Origin of the sequence: Streptomyces sp. NPDC090442, from assembly GCF_044769405.1 — a bacterium.
Taxonomy (GTDB): domain Bacteria; phylum Actinomycetota; class Actinomycetes; order Streptomycetales; family Streptomycetaceae; genus Streptomyces.
In genome coordinates this window covers 52,348-71,936 of the sequence record NZ_JBIVXW010000041.1, presented here as the reverse complement: position 1 = coordinate 71,936, position 19,589 = coordinate 52,348, and the positions used below count along the sequence as shown (strand labels likewise).

Below are 19,589 nucleotides of genomic sequence, written 5' to 3'. Positions count from 1 at the left end.
AGGACCCCTGCGGCGGCTCCTCGGGCTCGCTCACCCCGTCCGTGGGCCGATAGGTCCGGCGGGCCGAGAACTGTCTGACCAGGTCCTCCAGCGCCGCGTCATCATTCCTGTCGCTCCCGCTGCTCCCGTTGCTCTCCTTGCTCCCGTTGTTCCCGCTCTCCCGACGCTCCGCCATCGCCATCTCCCTCCCTCTCCCCCACCGCCGGCGGCAGCAGGACTTCCAGCACTTCGACATCGGCGGCCCGTACGTAGACCCCGCCCGTGGCGGGTATCCGCCCGAGGAACCTCCCGTCGGCCCCCATCCGGTACTGCGCCTGCAAGTAGAGGTCGCCCGACTGGGGATAGGCCGACACCGCCGACCGCGAACCCAGCCAACCCCCCACCCACAGCCCGCTCTTGAGCCGCACCCGCACGAAGCAGGACCCGCGGTCGTGGAACAGCGCGTCCCAGGCGGTCGGCGTGGGGTCGTACGTGGCGACCGCGCGCCGGCTCCGCCAGGCACTCTCCGCCCAGGCCGCGGCGGACGGCACGGCGACGATCAACAACAGCGCGGCTGTCCCCGCCCGCCGAGGATGCGCCAACACCCCCGCAACGGGCCCGTGCCCGCCCCCGGCCAACACGTCGACCAGCCACGGTCCGATCGTCAGGGCGTACAGAGCATCAAGCAGCGCGCCCACGGCAACGGCGCGCACCAATCGATTCTGCGGCTCCTGCTCGGCGGCCACACTGCCCAGCAGCCGCTCCCGCACGGCCTGATAGAAGACCCCCGGCAACACCAGCACCAACAGGGTCGTCAGCTGTGCCACCGTCCCCGGAACCATCGGACCCCCGCCCTGGCGTCATCCGCCCCGCTGCACCCGCCTATTGCTCCCAGCATGACGCACACCACTGACACCCGTCATGGCGGACGGGTGAACTGCCCTGACACGTTGACGACTTCCGCACGTCGTCGGCGGGCGGCACGGCAACCACGGGGCTGCCGCCCCGGCCGTCCCGACGCCTGGCCGACTTCGGTGACACCGAGGTCGGCTCCCGCACGATCGGCGCCCTCCGGCTGCCTGACGCGGACGGAAGGAGGCGTATCTTCCCGACGGACCGATCGACAGGTCATCGAGCAAGGCCGACGTTGCCGGGTCGGCCGGAAAGGCACACGCCGGATGCTCCAAGTCCGTCGCAGCACAAACCCACTCGACGCCCAGGCCATCAGCACAAGGCGGCTGGACCTGCTGCCGCTGCGCGTTGGGCACGCCGAGGAGATGGCCACCGTACTTTCCGATCCGGCCCTGCACACCTTCGTCGGCGGCATGCCCGACACCCCGCACACCCTGCGCTCGCGCTACCAGCGCATCACCGCAGGCTCGCCCGACCCGGCCGTCTCGTGGCTGAACTGGGTGATCCGGCTCCGCGCTGAGTCCTGCCTGACAGGCACCGTGCAGGCCACGGTCGGCCCCTCCGGCCCAGGCGCCGTCGCCGAGATCGCCTGGGTGGTGGGGAGTCCGTGGCAGGGAAGAGGCATCGCCACCGAAGCAGCTCAGGGACTCGTCGGATGGCTCGACCGGCAGCCGGTGCACACCGTCATCGCCCACATCCACCCCGAACATCGGGCATCCGCTGCCGTCGCCACTGTCGCCGGGCTCACCCCCACCGACGAATGGCGCGAAGGCGAGATCCGATGGCACCGGAACACCAGACGGAGTCGTCAAGACAACCCGTAGGGCAGGCGGAACGAAACGCGCTTCTCGCGCGCACCTCCTCCAATCCCCCAGTACTGACGGTCACCACGACCGATGACATCACCGACCCGAGACGAGCTCGGCCAAGTGCTGCAGGGAGTTGGTGAGATGCTCAGGGTCGAAGGGCGGGAACTGGATGCGCTCCCGGACGGGCGGCGGCACCGCAGACCAGTCGTAGGTGAGCGTGACCTCGGTCTCTGAGGGACCGAGCGGCGCGAGGTCGTAACGCCAGAACCAGCCGGCGAACTCCAGGCGACCGTCCTCCTTCTCCTGACCCGTCAACCAGCTGATGGCACGCGGCGGGTCGAGCACCTGGACCTTGTTGGCCACCTGGTAGTCGCCATCGGGATGCTTGGCGTGGTGCATGTCCATCCGGAAGACCTGCCCTGCTTCGGTCAACGGCGCCCGGTCGGCGGGTTCCTGGATCCAGCCGGTGCCGTCGATCGCGGCGTGGGTCGTCGGGTCCGCCAGCACCGCGAACACCTTCGCGGCGGGCGCGGCGACAATCAGAGTGGCGCTGAGGTTCTCCTGGTCCACGGTGGGCACGCTCCTTCTCGTCTCATCTGGGACTCCTGCGGGCGCGGAACCGTCGGATCCCCCGCTCCGGCGACAACCTCCCGGCCACGCCCGCCTGTTGATCCCCAGCATGACGCACACCACTGACAACCGCGGTGGCGGCCGACGAGCCGCCCGGGCCTCCGGCCCGGCGCACCGTGCGGCGACGCGGCCGTGCGCCGGGCGACTCGGGCGGGCGGTTAGTGGGGGTAGGCGTCGGTGATGCAGGTGTCGGAGTCGCGGACGGCCCACTCCAACACCTTGGTGCCGTCGATCCGTTCCAGGACGAAGGTGTCGTCCCGGTACCAGATGGCCTCGCTCATCCGCTTGCCGGACGGGTAGCTGCGGGAGACGGTCTCGGTGCGCTGAGTGGATTCCGAGGTGCTGGAGCTGGTGGTGACCTGAAGTTGGTGGCTGACGGTCGCGCTCAGCGAGGCGGTGAAGCCGTGGAAGCTGAAGCCGGCATTGGCGGTGACCGAGATGCCCGTGGTCGACTTCACCTCGCTGGCGTTGGTGGTGGTCAGACCGACCTTGATCTCCTGGGACTTGGTGTACGTCGAGGCGCCGCTGTGCTCGTAGTAGTAGACCAACTTCCAGGAGCCGTACCGCTTGAGGAGGTAGTAGGGCGAGCGCCGGGCCCGCTCCTCTCGGCTCATGCCGGGGTCGTCGACCATGGGGAACGGCAGGGCCACCTGGCCGATCAGGACGCGGTCGGTCGTCGACTTGGTGGGCCGACGGAAGTCGGTGAGACGGATGATGTCGCCGATGTCGTCGGGGTCGGTGTCGACCTGGTCGAGATCGAGGATGGTCTTGTTCTCGTCCTCGACCTCCAGGTCCCACACCTGGCAGGCGGCCGGGTTGTCCTGAAGGTAGTACTGGTCGGCCTTGGCTCCGCTGTCGCTGTTGTTGCCGGCGAGGTTCACATACAGGCCGCTGCGCTTGTTGACGATGTGGTAGCCGCCTCCGGGCGCGTCACGGAGCATCCAGGACTGGGCTCCCAGGCGGTCCGCCTGGAGGGGGTACTGCTCGATCCTCTTGGACGGGTCGGTGCTGTTGTCCCGGACGCTGACGACCTGACCGCTGTTCTTGTTGGCCAGGAGGACGCTGCCCTGGTCCAAGGGGAACAGATGCCAGGTCTGGCTGGCCCGGTAGTTGTTCGTTTGGAGCGTCCAGGTATCCAGGTCGGCTCCTTGGTTGGTGCCGTTGCCCGCGACGTTCAGCACCAGCCCGGAGCGCCTGTTCCTGATCACATAGCTGCGGCCGGCCGTGAAACCCATCAGGTACCTCCTCGTTTCGCCCTCCCGCCCGACGGAACGCGCCGGGCGCAGCCAATCACTCCCCTGCTCACCCGCACCACAAAGAGCTAAATCGCGCCAATCGCAAAATTGAACACATATAGGGTGCGACTGTCTGGATTCGAACCGGAGAGCCTCCACCGGGGCTGGATGGCTCGGGCATCGCCTCCACTGCGTCGTCCACGGGCTCCGCGGCCGACTCCAACTCCGCAGGTTGCGGTGCCACCACGGTGAACGAGCGGTCAGGGACCGTGGCCCGCTTCCGGGTGTTCTCCGCGCTCCGGCGCGACGGTCCGGGAGTCCTGATGACTGGCGCGGGCCGGTCGGCCGACACCCACGCCCACGCCGGGCACCGTTCCCCCGTCCCGTCGCCGGACGAGTCCGCGACGTCGTTCAGGGCCTGCGGCCGTGGAAGGTGCGGCGCAGGTCGTTGACCCAGGCGTCGGGGTTCTCCCAGGGGATGAAGTGGCCACCGTGGTCGTGGGCGTTGACGTTGACGTGGTTGAACCAAGCGGCCTGCGGGCCGGTCCTGAACGCCCGCACGCGGTCGTCGGCGGTGTGGATGCCGGGCGGGTTCTCGTATGTGACGAAGGTGAGGCCGACCGGGGCCTGCACGACCGGGGCGCGGTCGTGGGCGGGGGTCCAGGGGTAGCGGTTGGCGTTGGCGTAGTAACGCATCGACGTGGCGATGGAGTTGTTCACCCAGTAGATCGTGGCGTGGGTGAGCAGGTCGTCCCTGGTGAAGACGGACTCGATGTCGCCGCCGTGGTCGCTCCAGGCGTTCCAGCGCTCCAGCAGCCAGGCGAGCAGCCCGGCGGGTGAGTCGCTCAACGCGTGGGCCAGGGTGGCGCCGTCGAGCATGTGCACGGCGAGGTGGGACGCCGAGCGGTGGTCCATCTCGATGATGCGGGCGCGGACGTCGGCGGGCTGGTCGTCGGTGAGGGGCCGTTTCTGGGCGAGGTCCCAGGCGCGGGGGCCGTTGAAGAAGTCGAGCGGCAGCCCGGAGCCGATGTGGATGCCGTACAGCTCGTCGGCGTACTTGTGGCCGAGCTGGCTGGAGACGATCCCGCCGATGTCGCAGCCCCCGGCGGCGTACTTCTCGTATCCCAGGGTCTCGGTCATCAGGGTGTGCCAAAGGTCGGACACCTTCCAGAAGTTGACGTCCGGGAAGCCGGTGAGCGGGCCGGGGAATCCGAAGCCGGGCAGGGACGGCACGATGACGTCGAACGCGTCGGCGGGGTCACCGCCGAACGCGGCCGGGTCGGCGAGCGGGTCGATCACCTTCGACCAGTGCCAGAACGTCCAGGGCCAGCCGTGGGTGAGGATCAGCGGGATCGGGCGGGGACCGTGACCGGGCTTGCGTAGGAAGTGCACCGGGACGCCGGCGACGGTCACCTGGTAGTGCTCGTAGGCGTTGATGGCGGACTCGGCCCCGCGCCAGTCGTAGCCGTCCCGCCAGTAGGCGACCAGCTCGCGAAGATAGCTGTTCGGGACGCCGTAGGACCAGTCCTCGTTCCCCTCGTCCAGCGGCGGACGGGTCAGCGCGAGGCGTGCGCGCAGGTCGTCGAGGACCTCGTCGGCCACATGGATGGGGGTGGGCTCCAGGGGGGAGGGGAAAGCGCGCGGGGTGGTCATGGCGTGGCGTGGTTCCTTACTGGACGGGGGGAAGTGGTGCCGTTGGCCTGCTGAAGGGGACAACTCCCGCCTCAGCGCCCTGAATTCCGACGTGGAGCTGATCGCGTTCACGCGATGCTACGTCGATACGTGGCTACGCCGACCGTGCCCCGTGCGTCCTTGAGGACGACGTAGCCCCGTTACGCCCCGTCAGGGCGCCATCGGCTTCGACCTGTTCAGTGGTGGTTCGGGCGCGCGAAGTGCGCGGTGCGTGCCGGTCCGGCGTAGCGCAGCAGTGCGCCCAGCCCGTCGTTCAGGGCGAGTTGGTGCTGCGGTACCACCACGAGGTTCGCGCCGGTGCGTACCGCGGCCCGGATCACGGCGGCGCGTGCGGGCCCGGCGTGGAAGCCGAGCGCGCCGTAGGGCTCCCGGGCGGCCTCGGGCAGGTCGCTCGGCGTCGCCCCAGCGTCGGCCTGGGCTTGTGCCGGGAAGCTCATGGGCTCGTTGACCAGTAGGGCGCCGACTTGGGAGCGCCGTAGGGCGGTCACGACGTCGGTCAGGCCCTCGACGGCGCCGTGTCCGCTGGTCCGCCGGGCCAGGAACAGGTCGAGCCGGGCCAGGTCCGCGGAGCGCAGCTTCCCCTGGAACACCTCGGCCAGTGCCGTCTCCATCAGTGCCCTACCGGGCGGGGCCGGATATCCGTCGCCGTCGGTGGTGACCAGGCGCCGGCGCCACCGTTCGGCCAGCCGGTCGGCCAGCACGTTACGGGCCCAGGGGATGCCGCCGAGCACGATCGCCTCGGCGTCGCCGCGCCTGGCCAGTTCGGCGATGCGGTCGGCGATGGGCCGGGCCCCGTCCAGCCAGCCGACGGCCGGTCCGCGCATACGGTGGCAGTCTCCGGGCGCGACGGCGCTGCTCGGCCACGCTCCGGCCTGGAACACCACTTCCAGCCGGTCCGGGGGCTCGTCCTGCGGGCCCGGCAGGCTGTGCACGGTGGCGGCCACGTACCGGATGTCCGGAGCACACTGCAGCGCCAACGGCATCAGGTCGGGCAGCGCACCGAAGGTGGCCTGGTCGCGCGCCGGTGGCTCGGGCAGCTCCTCGGTGAGTACCACCTGCCCGCCGTGGGCGACGATGGCCTGCCCGTGCCGTCCGGCGATTTCTCCGTCACAGCCGGCGACCGCGGCCACGGCGTCCACCGTGGCGGCGTCCGCGCCCTGCTGTGTGAGTTCCGCGCAGACCTGCCGTCGGCGGAGCGCCAGCGTCCGTTCCGATGCCTCGGTGTCCCGCGAGGTGTCGAGATAGGCACAGGCATACGGTCCCCCGGTCGCGTACACCGTGTTCAGGAAGCCCAGTTCCACGATGCCTCTCCGTACTGTGCTCTGCCGCTACCTGCCGTTTCGTCCCTCCCAGTACAGCCCTGGGACCGCGGGCTCGCGCGCCGAGGCGGCTCGTGCCTGGTGAGGGGGCTTCGGGCCCTCGGGCCGGGTGGCCGCCGAGATGCTCCGTCACCGTCCGTGAGAACATTCCCGGCGGTGTGCTTTGATTCCTGTGCGTTGCCTCTTCGCCGGGCCTCCGCGCACCCGCATGGGTTTGTCCGCTTACCTTCGCTTGTGTTTCTTTCTCCGCTCGCTTCTGTGCTTGAACTCTGTACTCGATGTACTCGATGCCCATCCTGGAGGGGACGATGTTCGCGATTTGCCTGGGTGACGACGGCGCGGAGCTGCGTCGGCTGGAACCGTGGCACGCCGAGGAGTTCCTGACCCACATAAACCGGGGCCGGGAGCACATCGGTCAGCACATCGGGATGCCGGACGCTGTCACGGACCTCACCACGAGCCACTCGTACCTCCAGGCGTACGCCGAGAAGGCGGCGGCCGACGCGGGGCGGATCTACGGCATCTGGACCGAGGGCAAGCTGGTGGGCGGCGTCCTTTTCCGGACGATGGACGTCGCGCTCGGCACCGCCGAGGCGGGCTGCTGGCTGGAGCCCTCGGCGGTCGGCAAGGGGCTGGTGACCCGGGCCGCCCGCGTGATCATCGACTGGGCCGTCGAGGAGCGGGGCATCCACCGCGTGGAGTGGCTGGTCGCGACGGCGAACGAGGCCAGCATCGCCGTGGCGCGACGCCTGGGAATGACCAAGGAGGGCGTGCTACGGGAGGTCTATCCGTACCGGGGCAAGCGGCACGACATGGAGGTCTGGTCGGTGCTCGCGCCCGAGTGGCAGGCGGGCAAACAGGCGCGTTGAGGTGCGTCCGGGCCATGGTGCGAGCCCTTGGCGCCGGTCATGAACGGCGGGCCCGGATCAGGGCGTTCAGCAGCCCCGCCGGGTCGTGCAGGGGGCGGGCGCCGTCGGTGACGACGCGACGCGTGCCGGGGTCGACCGGGTCGGTCCGCGCCCACTCGGAAGAGCCGATGTTGACCTCCACTTCCAGTCCGGAGGCCAGCGCGTAACGCCGTTCGCTGATGGGCCCCCAGGCCCGCGTCCGCACCAACTCCCCGAGGGCGAGCCCGTCGGCCCAGGTGTCTTCGACGTATCGCGACCGGTCCGTCGTGAGCAGGACGATGTCGACGTCGGAGTCGGCACGCGCGGCGTTGCGGGCGTGCGACCCGACGAGGAGCAGGCCGACGATGTCGGGGCGACCCGTGGCCCAACGCGTGATGCGGTCGGCGATCTCCCGCATTTCGGCGGCGCGTTGCGGGGCGGGCGCGCTCCGGTCGCCCTCTGATCGTTCGGCGCGGTACGTCACTCGGGCTCCCGGGTCCTGGTCCTTCCTGAGGTCGACCTCCACCGCATACAACCACGGGTTGACGAGGGACCAACCCGAGGTCTGACGACGAACCGGAACGTCAACGACGCCGTCACGACCTACGCCGATCGTCCGGTTTGGAACTGCGCACCAGCAGCAAGCCGACCCACCATCGACCGTAGTCGGAGCCGACCCTAAATGGCCGCTGCAGCCCCGTGGGTGGCACATCGAGGAAGATCGCGCCCGGCTACGAACCCGCCACCCGCACATATCGACACACGCACCCGCGCCAGATCCCTGCTCATTCGCTTCCCCCGCCTGCAGTTCAACTCAACGTGACCCGCCACCGAGGGCTTCTGTCCCGGAACGTCCCGCAACGCGTGACCGCGCTGTCGATGCGCTGGTCATTCCAGCCGAGCCTGTCTGCCAACGACGACATCGGCCACGGCTGCCTGACGTTCCACGGGCCGGGCACCTACACCTTCAACGGCGATGACGGCTCCGTCACCGTGAAGGTACGAGACTAACGATTAAAGGGTCGCTCAACGACCCTTGGGGGCTGGGGTGTTAAACACGCGCCCCAGCTCCTGCACGTCCCCACTTCCGCAAGGGGTGAGCCAGTAAACTCACGCTTCCACACGGGAATGGAACCAACCGTCATCAGTGGTGGATTACCGAGCACGGCCAAAATCGCGGATGATTTCCTTCATTCCAGAGAAGTTCGCCTCTCTTCTACAGGCTCCACACCGACTTCCCCCCTCTCCATCGCCATATATTGCTCACCCTGCAATCCGTCACGCTGCGCGATCCAGAAATGTTGATCAGGGCCCTTCTCGGTGGCCGCTGCCCCGGCGACTTGTAGCAGCCTTCGCAGGCCGGGCCGTCGCTACCGATCGGCTCCACCGACCTCCTCAGTAGTCGCCTCGGACTCCTGGCTCTGACCTCGGCCAACGAGTAGCACCCGGTGTCTTGCGAGCGCGCCCTTCGTGAACTGTCGCGGCACGGTCTCGCCTCGGTCCAGGTGCAGGTACACCGTCGGGCGCGGCACGCCGAACAGGTCGGCGATCTGCTGGGCGGCCTTCTCTCGTACGCCGCACAGCTGTTGGGCAGGTGCGGCCTGGTCCTCGGTGAACTTCGGGCGGCGTCCGCCGACCCGGCCCGGGATCGTCAGACCACCAGGCGATCAGGCACGACGTGCCCAGAACAGGGCGTGCCCGCCGTCGCCCTCCGGTAGGAAGTCCTCCCGTTCGACCGTGAGGCCGGCGCCGGAGATCCACTGACGGTAGGTGGGGGCGTCCGCGTGGCTCCACCACAAGTGCCGCCGCTGCCGAGCCAGTTGCCCTCGGTGCCCGTCCAGTCGTCGGATCCGGTGGGGGCCACGAAGCACCCTCCGGGGCGGAGCCACTCGGCAGTGCTGCGTAGCAAAGGGGGTTGCTCGGCCAGCGGGATGTGGATCAGCGCGTAGAAGGAGACGACGGCGCCGTACGCCTCGTCATAGCGGTGGGACGCGGCGTCGTAGCCGCGCCGCACGATCTCCTTGGGGTCTTCGCTTGCCATCCGCGAGACGTTAGTTGCCGCCCGCCGCCACTGCTTTGAGTTCTTCGAGCAACTCCCGGATGAGGTCCGCGATTTCCCGGTCCGTGTCTTCGCTGATCCACCGTTCGAAGGCGACCTTGAAGACCGCCATTCCCGTTTCTGCGGTCAGGCTGGCAGTGGGGTCCTTGACACCGCGCTGACGCAGGGTGTCGGCCAGGGCGGCGGACAACGAGGCCAGTTTGATCAGCTCGCGCTCCTGGAGCTCCGGGTTGGCGACGATGACGGACTGCCGCCGCAGGACGCCGTCCCGTCGCCCTCGGAACTGCGCGGCGACGGCATCGAGGGCCGCGGCCATCGCGTCGATCGGCGCCGCGGTGTCGGGCGCTTCGGCGACGGCGTGCACGAAGAGATCTTGCAGGGAGCCGGCGTTGGCGAACAGGACCTCGCGCTTGTCGGCGAAGTGCCGGAAGAACGTCCGCTCCGTCAGTCCCGCGCGCTTGGCGATCTCCGCCACGGTGGTCTGTTCGTAACCGTGCTCGTTGTAGAGATCCAATGCCGCCTGTTCAAGCCTGCCGCGTGCGTTGGGCTCCCATCGACTCATGTTCCGCATCCTACGTGATCACAGCGAGGCAATGACAGTGACTGACATCGGTGCTACTGTCGATGTCAGTGACTGACATCGATCCGTCCCGTGGCCGCTCCTGCGTGCCTCGGGGCGATTGAGCACCAGGAGGTCTTCTCATGCGCGTATTCGTCACCGGCGCTTCCGGCTTCATCGGTTCCGCCGTCGTTCCCGAGCTCATCGGCGCGGGCCATCAGGTCGTCGGACTCGCACGTTCGGACGCCTCGGCCGAAGCGTTGACTGCCGCCGGTGCCGCGGTGCACCGCGGCTCCCTTGAGGATCTCGACAGCCTGCGCGCCGGCGCCGCGGCCGCCGACGGAGTCATCCATCTCGCCTTCATCCACGATTTCTCGCAGCACGAGAACGCCGCGCGCATCGACCTGCGCGCCATCGAGACGATCGGGGCCGTACTGGAAGGGTCGGCCCGACCGCTGGTCATCGCGTCCGGAACGGTCGGCTTGCCCTCGGGACGCGTGGCGACCGAAGAGGACTTCCCCGTACCGGGTTCCGTCGCGTCGGCACGAGGGGCCGCGGCGCAAACCACCCTCGCCCTCGCCGAGCGCGGCGTCCGCTCCTCGGTGCTACGGCTCCCCCCGTCGGTCCACGACGAGGGGGATCACGGCTTCATCCCGACGCTGATCGGCATCGCCCGCGAGAAGGGCGTCTCCGGATACATCGGCGACGGCTCCAACCGCTGGTGCACCGTTCACCGACGCGACGCCGCACGGCTGTTCCGTCTCGCGGTGGAGCAAGCGCCGGCAGGGTCGGTGCTGCACGGGACCGCGGAGGAGGGCGTGCCGGTCCGCACGATCGCCGAGCTCATCGGGCGGCATCTCGGCGTCCCGACGACCTCCGTGGCCCCCGACGACGCGGAGCGGCACTTCGGCTGGCTGGGGAGGTTTCTCACGGCCGACGTGCCGACGTCGAGCGACAAGACCCGCGCACTCCTGGGATGGCAGCCGACCCACCCCGAGCTGATAGCCGACCTCGAACAGGGCCACTACTTCCGGACCGACCGCCCGTCTCCGCAGTAGCGATAGGGACAGGCGGCGCCTCGACGGCCGGGTTCATCGCCTCCCACGCGGCCCGAGCCCCTTGGGGTGCGTGGGAGGCGGATCGTGGCGTGGTGCGTCAGTTGGTGCAGGTGTCGAGCATGGAGGACACGGCCTTCTTCTCTGCGTCGGTCGTGGTGAGCTTCCAGATCGACTTGATGTGGGTGTAGTCCTTGGCGTAGGTGCACCAGAAGGCGTGGTTGGTCGGCTTCCAGTCAGCCGGACCGCTGTCGCTCTTGGAGCTGTTGGAGGACTCCGAGGCGATCAGCAGCTGGGGGTCCTTCAAGTCGTTGCCGAACGCCTTGCGTTGGTCGGCGGTCCAGCCGTCGGCGCCGGAGCGCCAGGCTTCGGCGAGCGGGACCATGTGGTCGATGGTGGCCTGGGCGACGTTGGTGACGGTGGCATCGTCGTACGCGGAGTACCACGAGCCGCTCGACGGCTGACAGCTACCGGGCTTGTCCTGGACGTCCTTGCCGTCGCGGGCGAGGACCTCTTGGCGGGTGGTGCAGCCGTCGGGCTGCTTGGCCCATATGGAGAACTTGTCGCGGGCGTAACCGTCCATGGAGTGCGGGGCGGCCACCTTCAGGGCGGCCAATTCGGCGCGGATCGTCGACGTCGACGGCGGGGCCGGCGGATCAGCCAGCGCCGGAGCGGCGGTCACACCGACAATGATCACGGCAGCGGCCGACAGGCCCAGGGCAGCGCGGGGCATCAACGTCTCCTGAAATGTGGGGGGTTGGAGAGACACTCTTCGAGGAAAGCGCAGCGGCCACGCCCAGCGCTACGCGCGTTGAATGGACATGACAACACCTTTTCCTTTTCATTACCTTCCCTTGAACAACTGGTCGGTGTCGTGGGCGAGTCTCGGCCACCCCAACTCGTTGTACGGTGGCAACCGTTGAGTGGCACCGAAAGCCCCCGCAACGACCTTCCCGACGGACAGACGCACCCGGACCATTGACGCATCGAAGGGAGTGGGCCCGAGCCATCAACTACCGCATCGGCAGAAGCTCTTCCGGTGGCAGTTCCCTGCCGAAGCCTGCGACCGGAGAGAGCCACGCCGCACCGTGCTCCGGCGGCGGGCGGTCAGCTCGGCACCCTGGTACGGGCGGGGTGGCCTCGGTACGGGCGGTACGGGCGGGGTAGCCTGCTCACCCAAGGGGCGTCGACGCCCAGCCACCACCTCCGCCTTACCTCCACTCCTGAAGCCTCAAGGCCCTGAGCACGGCCGGCAGGGTTCGCGGCACTCTTCATCGCGGGGGATCACCAGCGACCACCAGGCACCGCCAGTCTTCACAGGCCGGCATCGGAGCAAGTTCAAGTTCCGTGGAGTTACGGTCGGTTGCCTGACGATCGATCCTCGGGAGTCGCGAGCACGGGCGTGGGCCGGACCCTTGCTCGTTGCTCCGCCGCGGACCGGCCGAAAGGGTACTCAGGACTTCGGCTCCCCCTCGCGTGAACCGCCAAGATCAACGACCGGGTCGTCCGCCACGCAGGGCCCTCACGGCATCGGCCAGGTCGGTAGTGAGGCGCCTGGCCAGGGCGGGTGAGAAGTCGCGGCGGATGACCAGGCGGGCGACGGCGAGGTCGGTGCGGTTCGGGGGCAGGGTGTAGGCGGGAACGAGCCAGCCGCGGCGACTCAGTTGGTCGGTGACCTCCGCCACGGTGAACGGGGCGTCGTCCCGCGTGGTGAAGGCGACCACGGGCAGTTGGGTGCCGCGGGTGACCGTGCGCAGGCCGTCGAGTTCGTCGATGCGGTCGGCGAGGGCGCCCGCGAGGTCGCGACAGTGCTGCATGATCTCGCGGTAGCCCTCCTGCCCCAGCCGCAGGAACTGGTAGTACTGCACGGCGATTTGGGCCGCGGGCTGGGTGAAGGTGAGGGTCTGGCTGGCCACCGCCCCGCCGGTGTAGTCGACCTCGAAGCCCAGCGCTGCGGGGACGGCCGCGGCGTCGCGCCAGACCAGCCAGCCCAGCCCCGGGTAGACCAGCCCGTACTTGTGTCCGGAGGTGTTGATCGACACCACTCGGGGCAATCGGAAGTCCCACGGCAACTGCGGTTCCAGGAACGGAGCCACCATGCCGCCGGAGGCCGCGTCCACGTGCACCGGTACCGCGACACCGTCCCGCTCTTCCCGGGCGTCCAGAGCCGCGCACACCGCCTGCACCGGTTCGTAGGCGCCGTCGAAGGTGGTGCCCAGCACGGTGACGACGCCGATGGTGTTCTCGTCGCAGAGGTCCGCCGCGGCCTGCGGGTCGATGACGAACCGGTCACCCTCCAGCGGCACCTTCCGGGCCTCTACGTCCCAGTAGGCGCAGAACTTCGTCCAGCAGACATGGACCGCGGTCCCCATCACCAGGTTCGGCCGTTCCCCTCGTTCGCCACGACGGGCCCGCCACTGCATCAGCATCGCCAGGCCCGCGAGCATGCACGCCTCACTGGACCCACCCGTCGCCACGCCGGGTGCCACATCCGGATCGGGCGCGTGCCACAGGTCGGCGAGCACGGCGATGCAGCGCCGTGACAGCTCGGCCGTGCGCAGCGGCTTCACCCCGTCGACGGTGTTGCGGTTGGCGTACTCGGCCATCAGCGCGTCGGCCTCTGGCTCCATCCACGTGGTGATGAACGTCGCCATGTTCAACTGCGGGTCCACGTCCGGCCGCAGCTCGTCCCGCACCGTACGGCTGGCTTCGGCGGCCGACATCGGCTCCTTCGCGAGACGGCCGCCCGGGAGCTCTCCCAACGCGGCAGCAGAGGGGAACGACGACAGACCATTAAGCACGGCGGTGCCTCCTACACAGGAACACAGGAACCCAGGAACAACAGACGTGGACGCGGGGGGATGGAAACGGGGATGAGGATGAGGATCGAGGGGCGAGGGATTCGATGCGGACGGCTGCCTGGGTGGCCCCGAGGAGGCCCGTGCCGAGGTCGGGGCGACCTTCGACGGGCGGGACCGGTGGCGGGCCTCATCCGCATTTCGCCCGCCGATCATAGGAGGCGCGCGATGCGTGAATGAACAAAAAGGGCCAAAGCGCGCATTGGCGGCACGAACCGCTCGTCAGGCGGCACTTCGGCGCGCGGTCACCTCGATCTCGATCTTCATGCGGGGGTCTGCGAGGCCGCACACCTGCATCGTGGCGGCCGGCCGCACCGGACCGAAGTGGCGGCGGAGTACCGGCCAGCAGGGCTCGAAGTCCTCGCGTTCGGGGAGCAGGTAGCGCACCCGCACCACGTCGGCGAGGGTGCCGCCGGCCTCCGCCAGTGCGGCTTCGATGTTGCGCAGGCACTGCTCGGCCTGCGTCACCACGTCGTCGGAGATGGTCATCGTGGGGTAGTCGAAGCCGGTCGTCCCGGACACGTGCACCCAGTCTCCGTCGACCACGGCGCGGGCGTAGCCGATCTGTTCCTCAAAGGTCGAGCCGCTGAGGATCGCACGTCGTCGCTCTGTCATGTGCCAAACCGTAGTGGGACCCGCCGACGGCGCCGCGGGCGACCCCTCTCGTGCGAGCGCGAGCCTGCCGCACGTGACGGGCCGGCCACTTCGGCGACGTCGCTTCAGGGATGCGCGGATTCAGGGATTCGGGGGTTCAGTGATTCGGGGGTTCGGGAAGTTGGAGATTCGGAGAGAGCTCCGGCGCTGATCACGGCGACATAGAGGTATAGAGGTATATCGAGATATGCCGAACCCCCGCCGGAAGACTGGCCCGGCGGGGGTTCGGTAGGCGTTCCAGCGGTGCGATCAGGGGCGCTTCGCGGGAGTGCGGACCGCGCCCTCGCCGCCGGCGAGTTTCCATTCGTGGTTGAGCGGGCCGAGCGGGATGCTGCGTTCGAAGAGGGGGGTGCCGAAGATGTTCAGGTGGGCCCACAGGTCGCCGGAGAGGTCGACACCGCCGTAGGCCGCCCACTTTCCGACGAGGGAGCCGGTGCCGTTCGACGATCCGGTGGCCGTGCCCGAGATTTCGGCGCGCAGGTAGGGGGCCAGTTTGCCGGTGACGCCGACGGTGCCGTACAGGCCGACGCTGGCCTCCGCACCGAGGGCCGCCTTGACCTGTCCGGCGGCTGTCGCGGTGGCCGTCAGCGGGGTGCCGTGCATGTCGGCTTGGGCGAGGGGGGCCCAGCCCTTGGCGTGACTGTAGGAGCCGCCGACCTGGAAGTGACCCTTGATGTCCTGCTTGACGTCGACGCTTGCCTTGCCGTCGGCGTCGATTTGGAGGTAGCAGGTGAGGTCGAGGTTGACCACGACGGGGACGACGCCGCCGATCCAGACGACGGGGTCGGAGTGGAGCTTGGCGAACGGCAGTCGGATGGTTTTGCCGCCGGCTGCCTGGCCCTTGAGCTCCCATTGTGAGGCCCAGTTGCCGGTCAGGCCCACCGACGCGGTGCCGGGGGTGCCGGTGGTGGTGCCCTTGCCGTCGTAGGAGAAGTCGACTTCGGGCTTGAGTTGGACGAAGCCGGTGGCGGAGGCGTCGGCGGTGCCCGCGGGCGTCTGGACGGTGGGCAGGGCGGCGCTCACGTCAAGGCGCAGGTTGCCCAGCGGCAGGTGGGCGCCTTCGGGGCCGAAGCGGACGTTGCCGGTCTTCGCCCAGGAGACCTGCACGTGCGGGGCGATGGGTTCGACCTTCATGGTCGAGGGGTCGACGGGTATCCGGCCCTTGGCGGCGGAGCCGCCGAGCAGGGCGCCGAGCGTGGCCGGCGTGGTCTTGACCTCCGTGCCCTGCTCGGTCTTGCCCACCACCTCGGTGACCTTGGCCAACGCGCCGCGCGGCGCACCGGGAACGGGGGCGCTGGCGAAGACGTCACCGACCGCAACGGGCGCCGGAGGCTTGGAGGTTGAGGGCGACGGGGTGGAGGGCTTGGGCGTCGGGGTCTCCCCCTGGCCCTTCCCGTGGCCCCCGTCCCGGTTTCCGTTTCCGTGCCCTGTTTCGTCGGTGCCCTTCGGCGGGGTGCCGTGAGCCGGCCCGGCGATGACGGCGCGGCCGCTCTTCGCGTCGAAGGTGACGATCTTCAACGACGACTTGGCCGCCGGTCGGCCACGCATGCCCGGCTTCGCCACGGCGCTGGGCGCGCCCGAACCGGTGGGCGCCGCCGCGTCGGTGGGCGCCGCGGCCACCGCGAGCGGCGAATCGGCGTCCGCGCTCTCGGCGGTGATCGACGAGTCCCTGCCGTCGCCCTTGCCTGCCGCGGGGGTGTCGGACGACCCCTGCGAACACCCGGTGACGACGAGCAAGGACGTGGCAGCCAGGGCCGGCAAAACGGCACGTCTGACGGTCTTGAGCACAGTTGGCCCCTCAGGAGCATGGTGTGGGGGAGGCCGGAGGAAAGCGACACTCCGGCCACGCGATCACTCGCGGGATAGTTGGCATGATCGTGGCACAACTCGCATGCACACAAGATCAATCAGCCGGCCATCTCGCGATGATCTTGGTCACATCGGCGCTGAGGGGAAGCGCTCCGATGAGCCCCCGAAGGCACCACGGCTCGGGGTCCGCACGGTGCCGCCCGGCGCGGGCGGGCTTCCCCGCCCGCGCCGGGCACTGCGTCACGCCCGTCGGTGTCGCATCACGTCACGGCACCAGGAGCACCGTCAACCGCCGTGGTCCATGGACGCCTTGGACCCGGATCATCTCGATGTCGGCGGTGGCGGAGGGGCCGCTGATCCAGGTCAGCGGCTTGGACGGGTCGAGGTGACCGATGGCCTCGGGCATCGCGGAGTGCACCTGGGACTCGCGGACGACGCAGACATGGAGGTCGGGCAGCAGGGTGGGGGCGCGCCTGCCCTGGCCGGGGCCGCCGTCCAGGACGAGGGTGCCGGACTCGGCGATGGCGGCCGCGCAGGTGGTCACCACCGCGTCGGTGGCGTCGAGTTCGGCGTGCGTGAGCGGCGGGGCGTCGCGGCGGACCAGGCCGTACCACTGGGCGAGCCAGGCGTCGGGCAGTCCGGCGGGGGCGACGGTGGAGCGCGCCGCCGTCAGAGCGTGGGCCACGGCCGCCGACAGGTCCGCGTCGGCGACGCGGCGCACCTCCGCCCCGTATTCCGTCAGTCGCTCGATCAGCAGCGCGAGGACGCCTTCGTGCTCCCCGGGTGCCACCGTGGGAGCGTGGCGCAGATAGGAGCGGGGGGTGGGGGTGGGGTCTCGGGGCAGGTCGGCGGTGGCCTGGCGGATGCGGCGCAATACGTTCTCGCGCGAGCTCACTTGGTGCCTCCTTCGGTCCGCTTCCACCAACTGCGGAAGGACTCCTTGGGGATGTCGGGCAGGGTGCGGCTGTCGGTCCAACCGTGCAGCGGGCCGGGCAGGTTCATGTCCTTGGGCAGGAGACGGCCCGCGGTGCCCGCGGCCTTGACGGCGGCGTTCCACAGCGGGCCGTGGTCCATGACGCCCTCGACGGCCTTCAGGGCGACCCTCTCCGCGCGGTGCTTGACCTTCGCATCGCCCTCGGCGACGTCGTGGCGCAGCTTGAGGAGGACGTCGGTGAAGCGGATCTTGACCGGGCAGACCTCGTTGCAGGCGCCGCACAGCGAGGAGGCGTACGGCAGGGAGGCGGTCTGCGGGTCGTCCGCGCCCTTGAGCAGGGGGTTGAGGATCGCGCCGATCGGACCCGGGTAGACCGAGCCGTAGGTCTGGCCGCCGGTGCGCTCGTAGACGGGGCAGATGTTCATGCAGGCGCCGCAGCGGATGCAGCGCAGTGCCTGGCGGCCGACCGGGTCGGCGAGCGCGCGGGTGCGGCCGTTGTCGACGAGCACCAGGTGGAAGGCGCGCGGACCGTCGCCGTCGGTGACGCCGGTCCAGGCGCTGGTGTAGGGCGCCATTCGCTCGCCGGTGGCGCTGCGGGCCAGGAGTTGGAGGTAGACCTCCAGGTCCCGCCAGGTGGGGACGACCTTCTCGATGCCGACGACGGAGATCAGGGTGTCGGCGAGGGTGAGGCACATCCGGCCGTTGCCCTCAGATTCGACGATGCACAGGGTGCCGGTCTCGGCGACCATGAAGTTCGCGCCGGAGACGGCGACCTTGGCCTTGAGGAACTTCTCGCGCATGTGCAGCCGGGCGGCCTCGGCGAGTTCCTCGGGTTCGTCGGTGAGGTTCTCGGGAGCGGGTCGGCCGTGCTTTCCCATCTCGCGCGCGAAGATGTCGCGGATCTCGCTGCGGTTGCGGTGCAGCGCCGGGACCACGACGTGGGAGGGCAGGTCGTCGCCGAGTTGCACGATGGTCGCGGCGAGGTCGGTCTCGCGGGCGCTGATGCCGGCCTCCTCCAAGGCGCCGTCGAGCCCGATCTCCTCCGTCAGCATCGACTTGACCTTGACGATCTCGGTCTCGCCGGTGTCCTGGACGAGGCCGGTGACGATGCGGTTGGCCTCCTCGGCGTCGGCGGCCCAGTGGACGGTCCCGCCGGCCGCGGTGATCTTCTCCTCGATCCGCTCCAGGTACGTGTCGAGGTGGGCGAGCACGTCGTCCTTGAGGGCGGCCGCGGTGTCCCGCAAGTCCTGCCAGTCCGGGCGCTCTTCGACCAGTGCGGCGCGTTTGGTGCGGATGGTGTGGGTGGCGCGGCGCACGTTCGCGCGCAGTTGTTCGTCGGCGGTGGCGGTCTCGGCGGCCTTGGGGAAGGTGGGCCAGCCCATGAAGGTCCTGCTCATCGCAGTGCTCCGTGCTGTGCCACCGGCACGTCCGCGAGCGGGCCGTCGGCCTCGGTGCGGGCCAGGATCTCGACCAGGTGCATGGTGCGGACGGCGTGGCCGTCCTTGGTGAGCCGGCCGCCGATGTTCATCAGGCACGAGTTGTCGACCGCGGCCAGGACGTGGGCCCCGGTCTCCAGTACGTGCCGGGCCTTGTCGCCGTTCATCGCGCCGGAGACGGCCCCGTTCTTGACCGAGAAGGTGCCGCCGAACCCGCAGCACTCCTCCTGCGCGGGCAGTTCGACGAAGTCGATGCCCCCGACCGCGCGCAGCAGGCGGTAGGGGCGGTCGCCCAGGCCCATCGCCCGCAGGCTGTGGCAGGTGGGGTGGTAGGTGACACGGTGCGGGAAGTGGGCGCCCACGTCCTCCACGCCGAGGGTGTCGGTGAGGTACTGGGTCAACTCGTGGACGCGCGGGGCGATTTCGCGCACGTCGCGGAGCAGTCCGGCGTCCCCGGCCGCCTCGGCCGCGCTCTCGTACGCCTCGGAGGGGAGCCCGCCGCAGGAGGCGGAGGGCACGACGATCTCGTCGTACTCGCCGAAGACCTCCACGAAGTGGCGGGCCAGCTTCGCGGTCTCCTTGCGGTAGCCGGTGTTGTAGTGCATCTGCCCGCAGCAGCTCTGGTTCGGGGGGAAGTCCACCGCCACGCCGAGCCGCCGCAGGAGGGTCACGGCCGCCTGGCCGGTGCCTGGATAGAGCGTGTCATTGAGACAGGTCACGAAGAGGGCGGTGGGCATCGCGTCTCCTTGTTCAGCGGGGGCG

The 19,589-nt window shown here is 69.6% G+C and carries 19 protein-coding genes; 4 read left to right on the top strand and 15 right to left on the bottom strand.

Going from position 1 to position 19,589, the window contains the following annotated elements; all coding sequences use genetic code 11:
- Positions 1 to 101: 101 nt before the first annotated feature.
- Positions 102 to 806 (bottom strand): DUF6338 family protein, encoded by a 705-nt coding sequence (locus ACIQU6_RS26885; RefSeq protein ID WP_403484241.1) that lies wholly within the window; start codon positions 804 to 806, stop codon positions 102 to 104.
- 351 nt (positions 807 to 1,157) lie between these two features.
- Here ACIQU6_RS26885 and ACIQU6_RS26880 point away from each other — a divergent pair, with 351 nt between their 5' ends.
- On the top strand, positions 1,158 to 1,715 hold the full coding sequence (locus tag ACIQU6_RS26880; RefSeq protein WP_403484240.1) for a GNAT family N-acetyltransferase: 558 nt from the start codon (positions 1,158 to 1,160) through the stop codon (positions 1,713 to 1,715).
- Between the two features lie 78 nt (positions 1,716 to 1,793).
- Here ACIQU6_RS26880 and ACIQU6_RS26875 read toward each other — a convergent pair whose 3' ends face one another.
- From ACIQU6_RS26875 to ACIQU6_RS26860, 4 genes are all read right to left on the bottom strand, one after another.
- Positions 1,794 to 2,270, bottom strand: a complete 477-nt coding sequence (locus ACIQU6_RS26875; protein WP_403484239.1) for a polyketide cyclase — start codon at positions 2,268 to 2,270, stop codon at positions 1,794 to 1,796.
- A 218-nt stretch (positions 2,271 to 2,488) separates the two neighbouring features.
- Positions 2,489 to 3,565 (bottom strand): RICIN domain-containing protein, encoded by a 1,077-nt coding sequence (locus ACIQU6_RS26870; protein ID WP_403484238.1) that lies wholly within the window; start codon positions 3,563 to 3,565, stop codon positions 2,489 to 2,491.
- 411 nt (positions 3,566 to 3,976) lie between these two features.
- On the bottom strand, positions 3,977 to 5,218 hold the full coding sequence (locus ACIQU6_RS26865) for an epoxide hydrolase family protein (RefSeq protein WP_403484237.1): 1,242 nt from the start codon (positions 5,216 to 5,218) through the stop codon (positions 3,977 to 3,979).
- 215 nt (positions 5,219 to 5,433) lie between these two features.
- A complete protein-coding gene (locus ACIQU6_RS26860) occupies positions 5,434 to 6,558 on the bottom strand; it encodes a hypothetical protein (protein ID WP_403484236.1) in 1,125 nt (374 codons plus the stop codon).
- A 326-nt stretch (positions 6,559 to 6,884) separates the two neighbouring features.
- Between ACIQU6_RS26860 and ACIQU6_RS26855 the strand changes: the two genes are divergently transcribed.
- The gene (locus ACIQU6_RS26855; protein ID WP_403484261.1) at positions 6,885 to 7,445 is read left to right on the top strand and encodes a GNAT family N-acetyltransferase; all 561 of its coding nucleotides are present in this window, start codon (positions 6,885 to 6,887) and stop codon (positions 7,443 to 7,445) included.
- 37 nt (positions 7,446 to 7,482) lie between these two features.
- On the opposite strand, the gene ACIQU6_RS26850 is transcribed toward ACIQU6_RS26855, so the two are convergent.
- Entirely contained in the window at positions 7,483 to 7,947 is a 465-nt protein-coding gene (locus ACIQU6_RS26850) for an aminoglycoside 6-adenylyltransferase (RefSeq protein ID WP_403484235.1), read from the bottom strand.
- Between the two features lie 380 nt (positions 7,948 to 8,327).
- On the opposite strand from ACIQU6_RS26850, the gene ACIQU6_RS26845 reads away from it, so the two are divergent.
- The gene (locus ACIQU6_RS26845; RefSeq protein ID WP_403484234.1) at positions 8,328 to 8,474 is read left to right on the top strand and encodes a hypothetical protein; all 147 of its coding nucleotides are present in this window, start codon (positions 8,328 to 8,330) and stop codon (positions 8,472 to 8,474) included.
- A gap of 640 nt (positions 8,475 to 9,114) precedes the next feature.
- On the opposite strand, the gene ACIQU6_RS26840 is transcribed toward ACIQU6_RS26845, so the two are convergent.
- Positions 9,115 to 9,504, bottom strand: coding sequence for a hypothetical protein (locus ACIQU6_RS26840; RefSeq protein WP_403484233.1), 390 nt, complete (start codon positions 9,502 to 9,504; stop codon positions 9,115 to 9,117).
- Positions 9,505 to 9,514: 10 nt separating this feature from the next.
- Complete coding sequence (locus ACIQU6_RS26835) at positions 9,515 to 10,084, bottom strand: TetR family transcriptional regulator (RefSeq protein ID WP_403484232.1); 570 nt, start codon at positions 10,082 to 10,084, stop codon at positions 9,515 to 9,517.
- 140 nt (positions 10,085 to 10,224) lie between these two features.
- On the opposite strand from ACIQU6_RS26835, the gene ACIQU6_RS26830 reads away from it, so the two are divergent.
- The gene (locus ACIQU6_RS26830; RefSeq protein ID WP_403484231.1) at positions 10,225 to 11,139 is read left to right on the top strand and encodes an SDR family oxidoreductase; all 915 of its coding nucleotides are present in this window, start codon (positions 10,225 to 10,227) and stop codon (positions 11,137 to 11,139) included.
- Between the two features lie 97 nt (positions 11,140 to 11,236).
- On the opposite strand, the gene ACIQU6_RS26825 is transcribed toward ACIQU6_RS26830, so the two are convergent.
- The 7 genes from ACIQU6_RS26825 to ACIQU6_RS26795 all read right to left on the bottom strand — a co-directional run bounded on the left by ACIQU6_RS26825 (position 11,237) and on the right by ACIQU6_RS26795 (position 19,564).
- Positions 11,237 to 11,869, bottom strand: a complete 633-nt coding sequence (locus tag ACIQU6_RS26825; RefSeq protein WP_403484230.1) for a DUF1524 domain-containing protein — start codon at positions 11,867 to 11,869, stop codon at positions 11,237 to 11,239.
- A 757-nt stretch (positions 11,870 to 12,626) separates the two neighbouring features.
- Entirely contained in the window at positions 12,627 to 14,150 is a 1,524-nt protein-coding gene (locus ACIQU6_RS26820; protein WP_403484229.1) for a glutamate decarboxylase, read from the bottom strand.
- A gap of 66 nt (positions 14,151 to 14,216) precedes the next feature.
- Positions 14,217 to 14,609: a RidA family protein gene (locus ACIQU6_RS26815; RefSeq protein ID WP_403484228.1), complete on the bottom strand. Its 393-nt coding sequence runs from the start codon at positions 14,607 to 14,609 to the stop codon at positions 14,217 to 14,219.
- A gap of 288 nt (positions 14,610 to 14,897) precedes the next feature.
- Positions 14,898 to 16,436 carry a hypothetical protein gene (locus ACIQU6_RS26810; protein ID WP_403484227.1) on the bottom strand — a complete coding sequence of 513 codons (1,539 nt, stop codon included), beginning with the start codon at positions 16,434 to 16,436 and terminating at the stop codon, positions 14,898 to 14,900.
- 286 nt (positions 16,437 to 16,722) lie between these two features.
- On the bottom strand, positions 16,723 to 17,352 hold the full coding sequence (locus tag ACIQU6_RS26805; protein ID WP_403484226.1) for a lactate utilization protein C: 630 nt from the start codon (positions 17,350 to 17,352) through the stop codon (positions 16,723 to 16,725).
- A complete protein-coding gene (locus ACIQU6_RS26800) occupies positions 17,349 to 18,788 on the bottom strand; it encodes a LutB/LldF family L-lactate oxidation iron-sulfur protein (protein ID WP_403484225.1) in 1,440 nt (479 codons plus the stop codon). The genes ACIQU6_RS26805 and ACIQU6_RS26800 overlap by 4 nt, the downstream gene beginning before the upstream one ends.
- Positions 18,785 to 19,564 carry a (Fe-S)-binding protein gene (locus tag ACIQU6_RS26795; protein ID WP_403484224.1) on the bottom strand — a complete coding sequence of 260 codons (780 nt, stop codon included), beginning with the start codon at positions 19,562 to 19,564 and terminating at the stop codon, positions 18,785 to 18,787. Before ACIQU6_RS26795 ends, ACIQU6_RS26800 begins: the two co-directional genes overlap by 4 nt.
- Positions 19,565 to 19,589 lie beyond the last annotated feature (25 nt).

Bases quoted from the DNA above. Each gene is read 5' to 3' on its own strand.
- ACIQU6_RS26855 (WP_403484261.1), top strand. From the start codon at position 6,885: ATGTTCGCGATTTGCCTGGGTGACGACGGCGCGGAGCTGCGTCGGCTG.
- ACIQU6_RS26865 (WP_403484237.1), bottom strand. From the start codon at position 5,218: ATGACCACCCCGCGCGCTTTCCCCTCCCCCCTGGAGCCCACCCCCATC.
- ACIQU6_RS26870 (WP_403484238.1), bottom strand. From the start codon at position 3,565: ATGGGTTTCACGGCCGGCCGCAGCTATGTGATCAGGAACAGGCGCTCC.
- ACIQU6_RS26800 (WP_403484225.1), bottom strand. From the start codon at position 18,788: ATGAGCAGGACCTTCATGGGCTGGCCCACCTTCCCCAAGGCCGCCGAG.
- ACIQU6_RS26795 (WP_403484224.1), bottom strand. From the start codon at position 19,564: ATGCCCACCGCCCTCTTCGTGACCTGTCTCAATGACACGCTCTATCCA.
- ACIQU6_RS26840 (WP_403484233.1), bottom strand. From the start codon at position 9,504: ATGGCAAGCGAAGACCCCAAGGAGATCGTGCGGCGCGGCTACGACGCC.
- ACIQU6_RS26880 (WP_403484240.1), top strand. From the start codon at position 1,158: ATGCTCCAAGTCCGTCGCAGCACAAACCCACTCGACGCCCAGGCCATC.
- ACIQU6_RS26820 (WP_403484229.1), bottom strand. From the start codon at position 14,150: ATGATCGGCGGGCGAAATGCGGATGAGGCCCGCCACCGGTCCCGCCCG.
- ACIQU6_RS26815 (WP_403484228.1), bottom strand. From the start codon at position 14,609: ATGACAGAGCGACGACGTGCGATCCTCAGCGGCTCGACCTTTGAGGAA.
- ACIQU6_RS26830 (WP_403484231.1), top strand. From the start codon at position 10,225: ATGCGCGTATTCGTCACCGGCGCTTCCGGCTTCATCGGTTCCGCCGTC.
- ACIQU6_RS26825 (WP_403484230.1), bottom strand. From the start codon at position 11,869: ATGCCCCGCGCTGCCCTGGGCCTGTCGGCCGCTGCCGTGATCATTGTC.
- ACIQU6_RS26835 (WP_403484232.1), bottom strand. From the start codon at position 10,084: ATGAGTCGATGGGAGCCCAACGCACGCGGCAGGCTTGAACAGGCGGCA.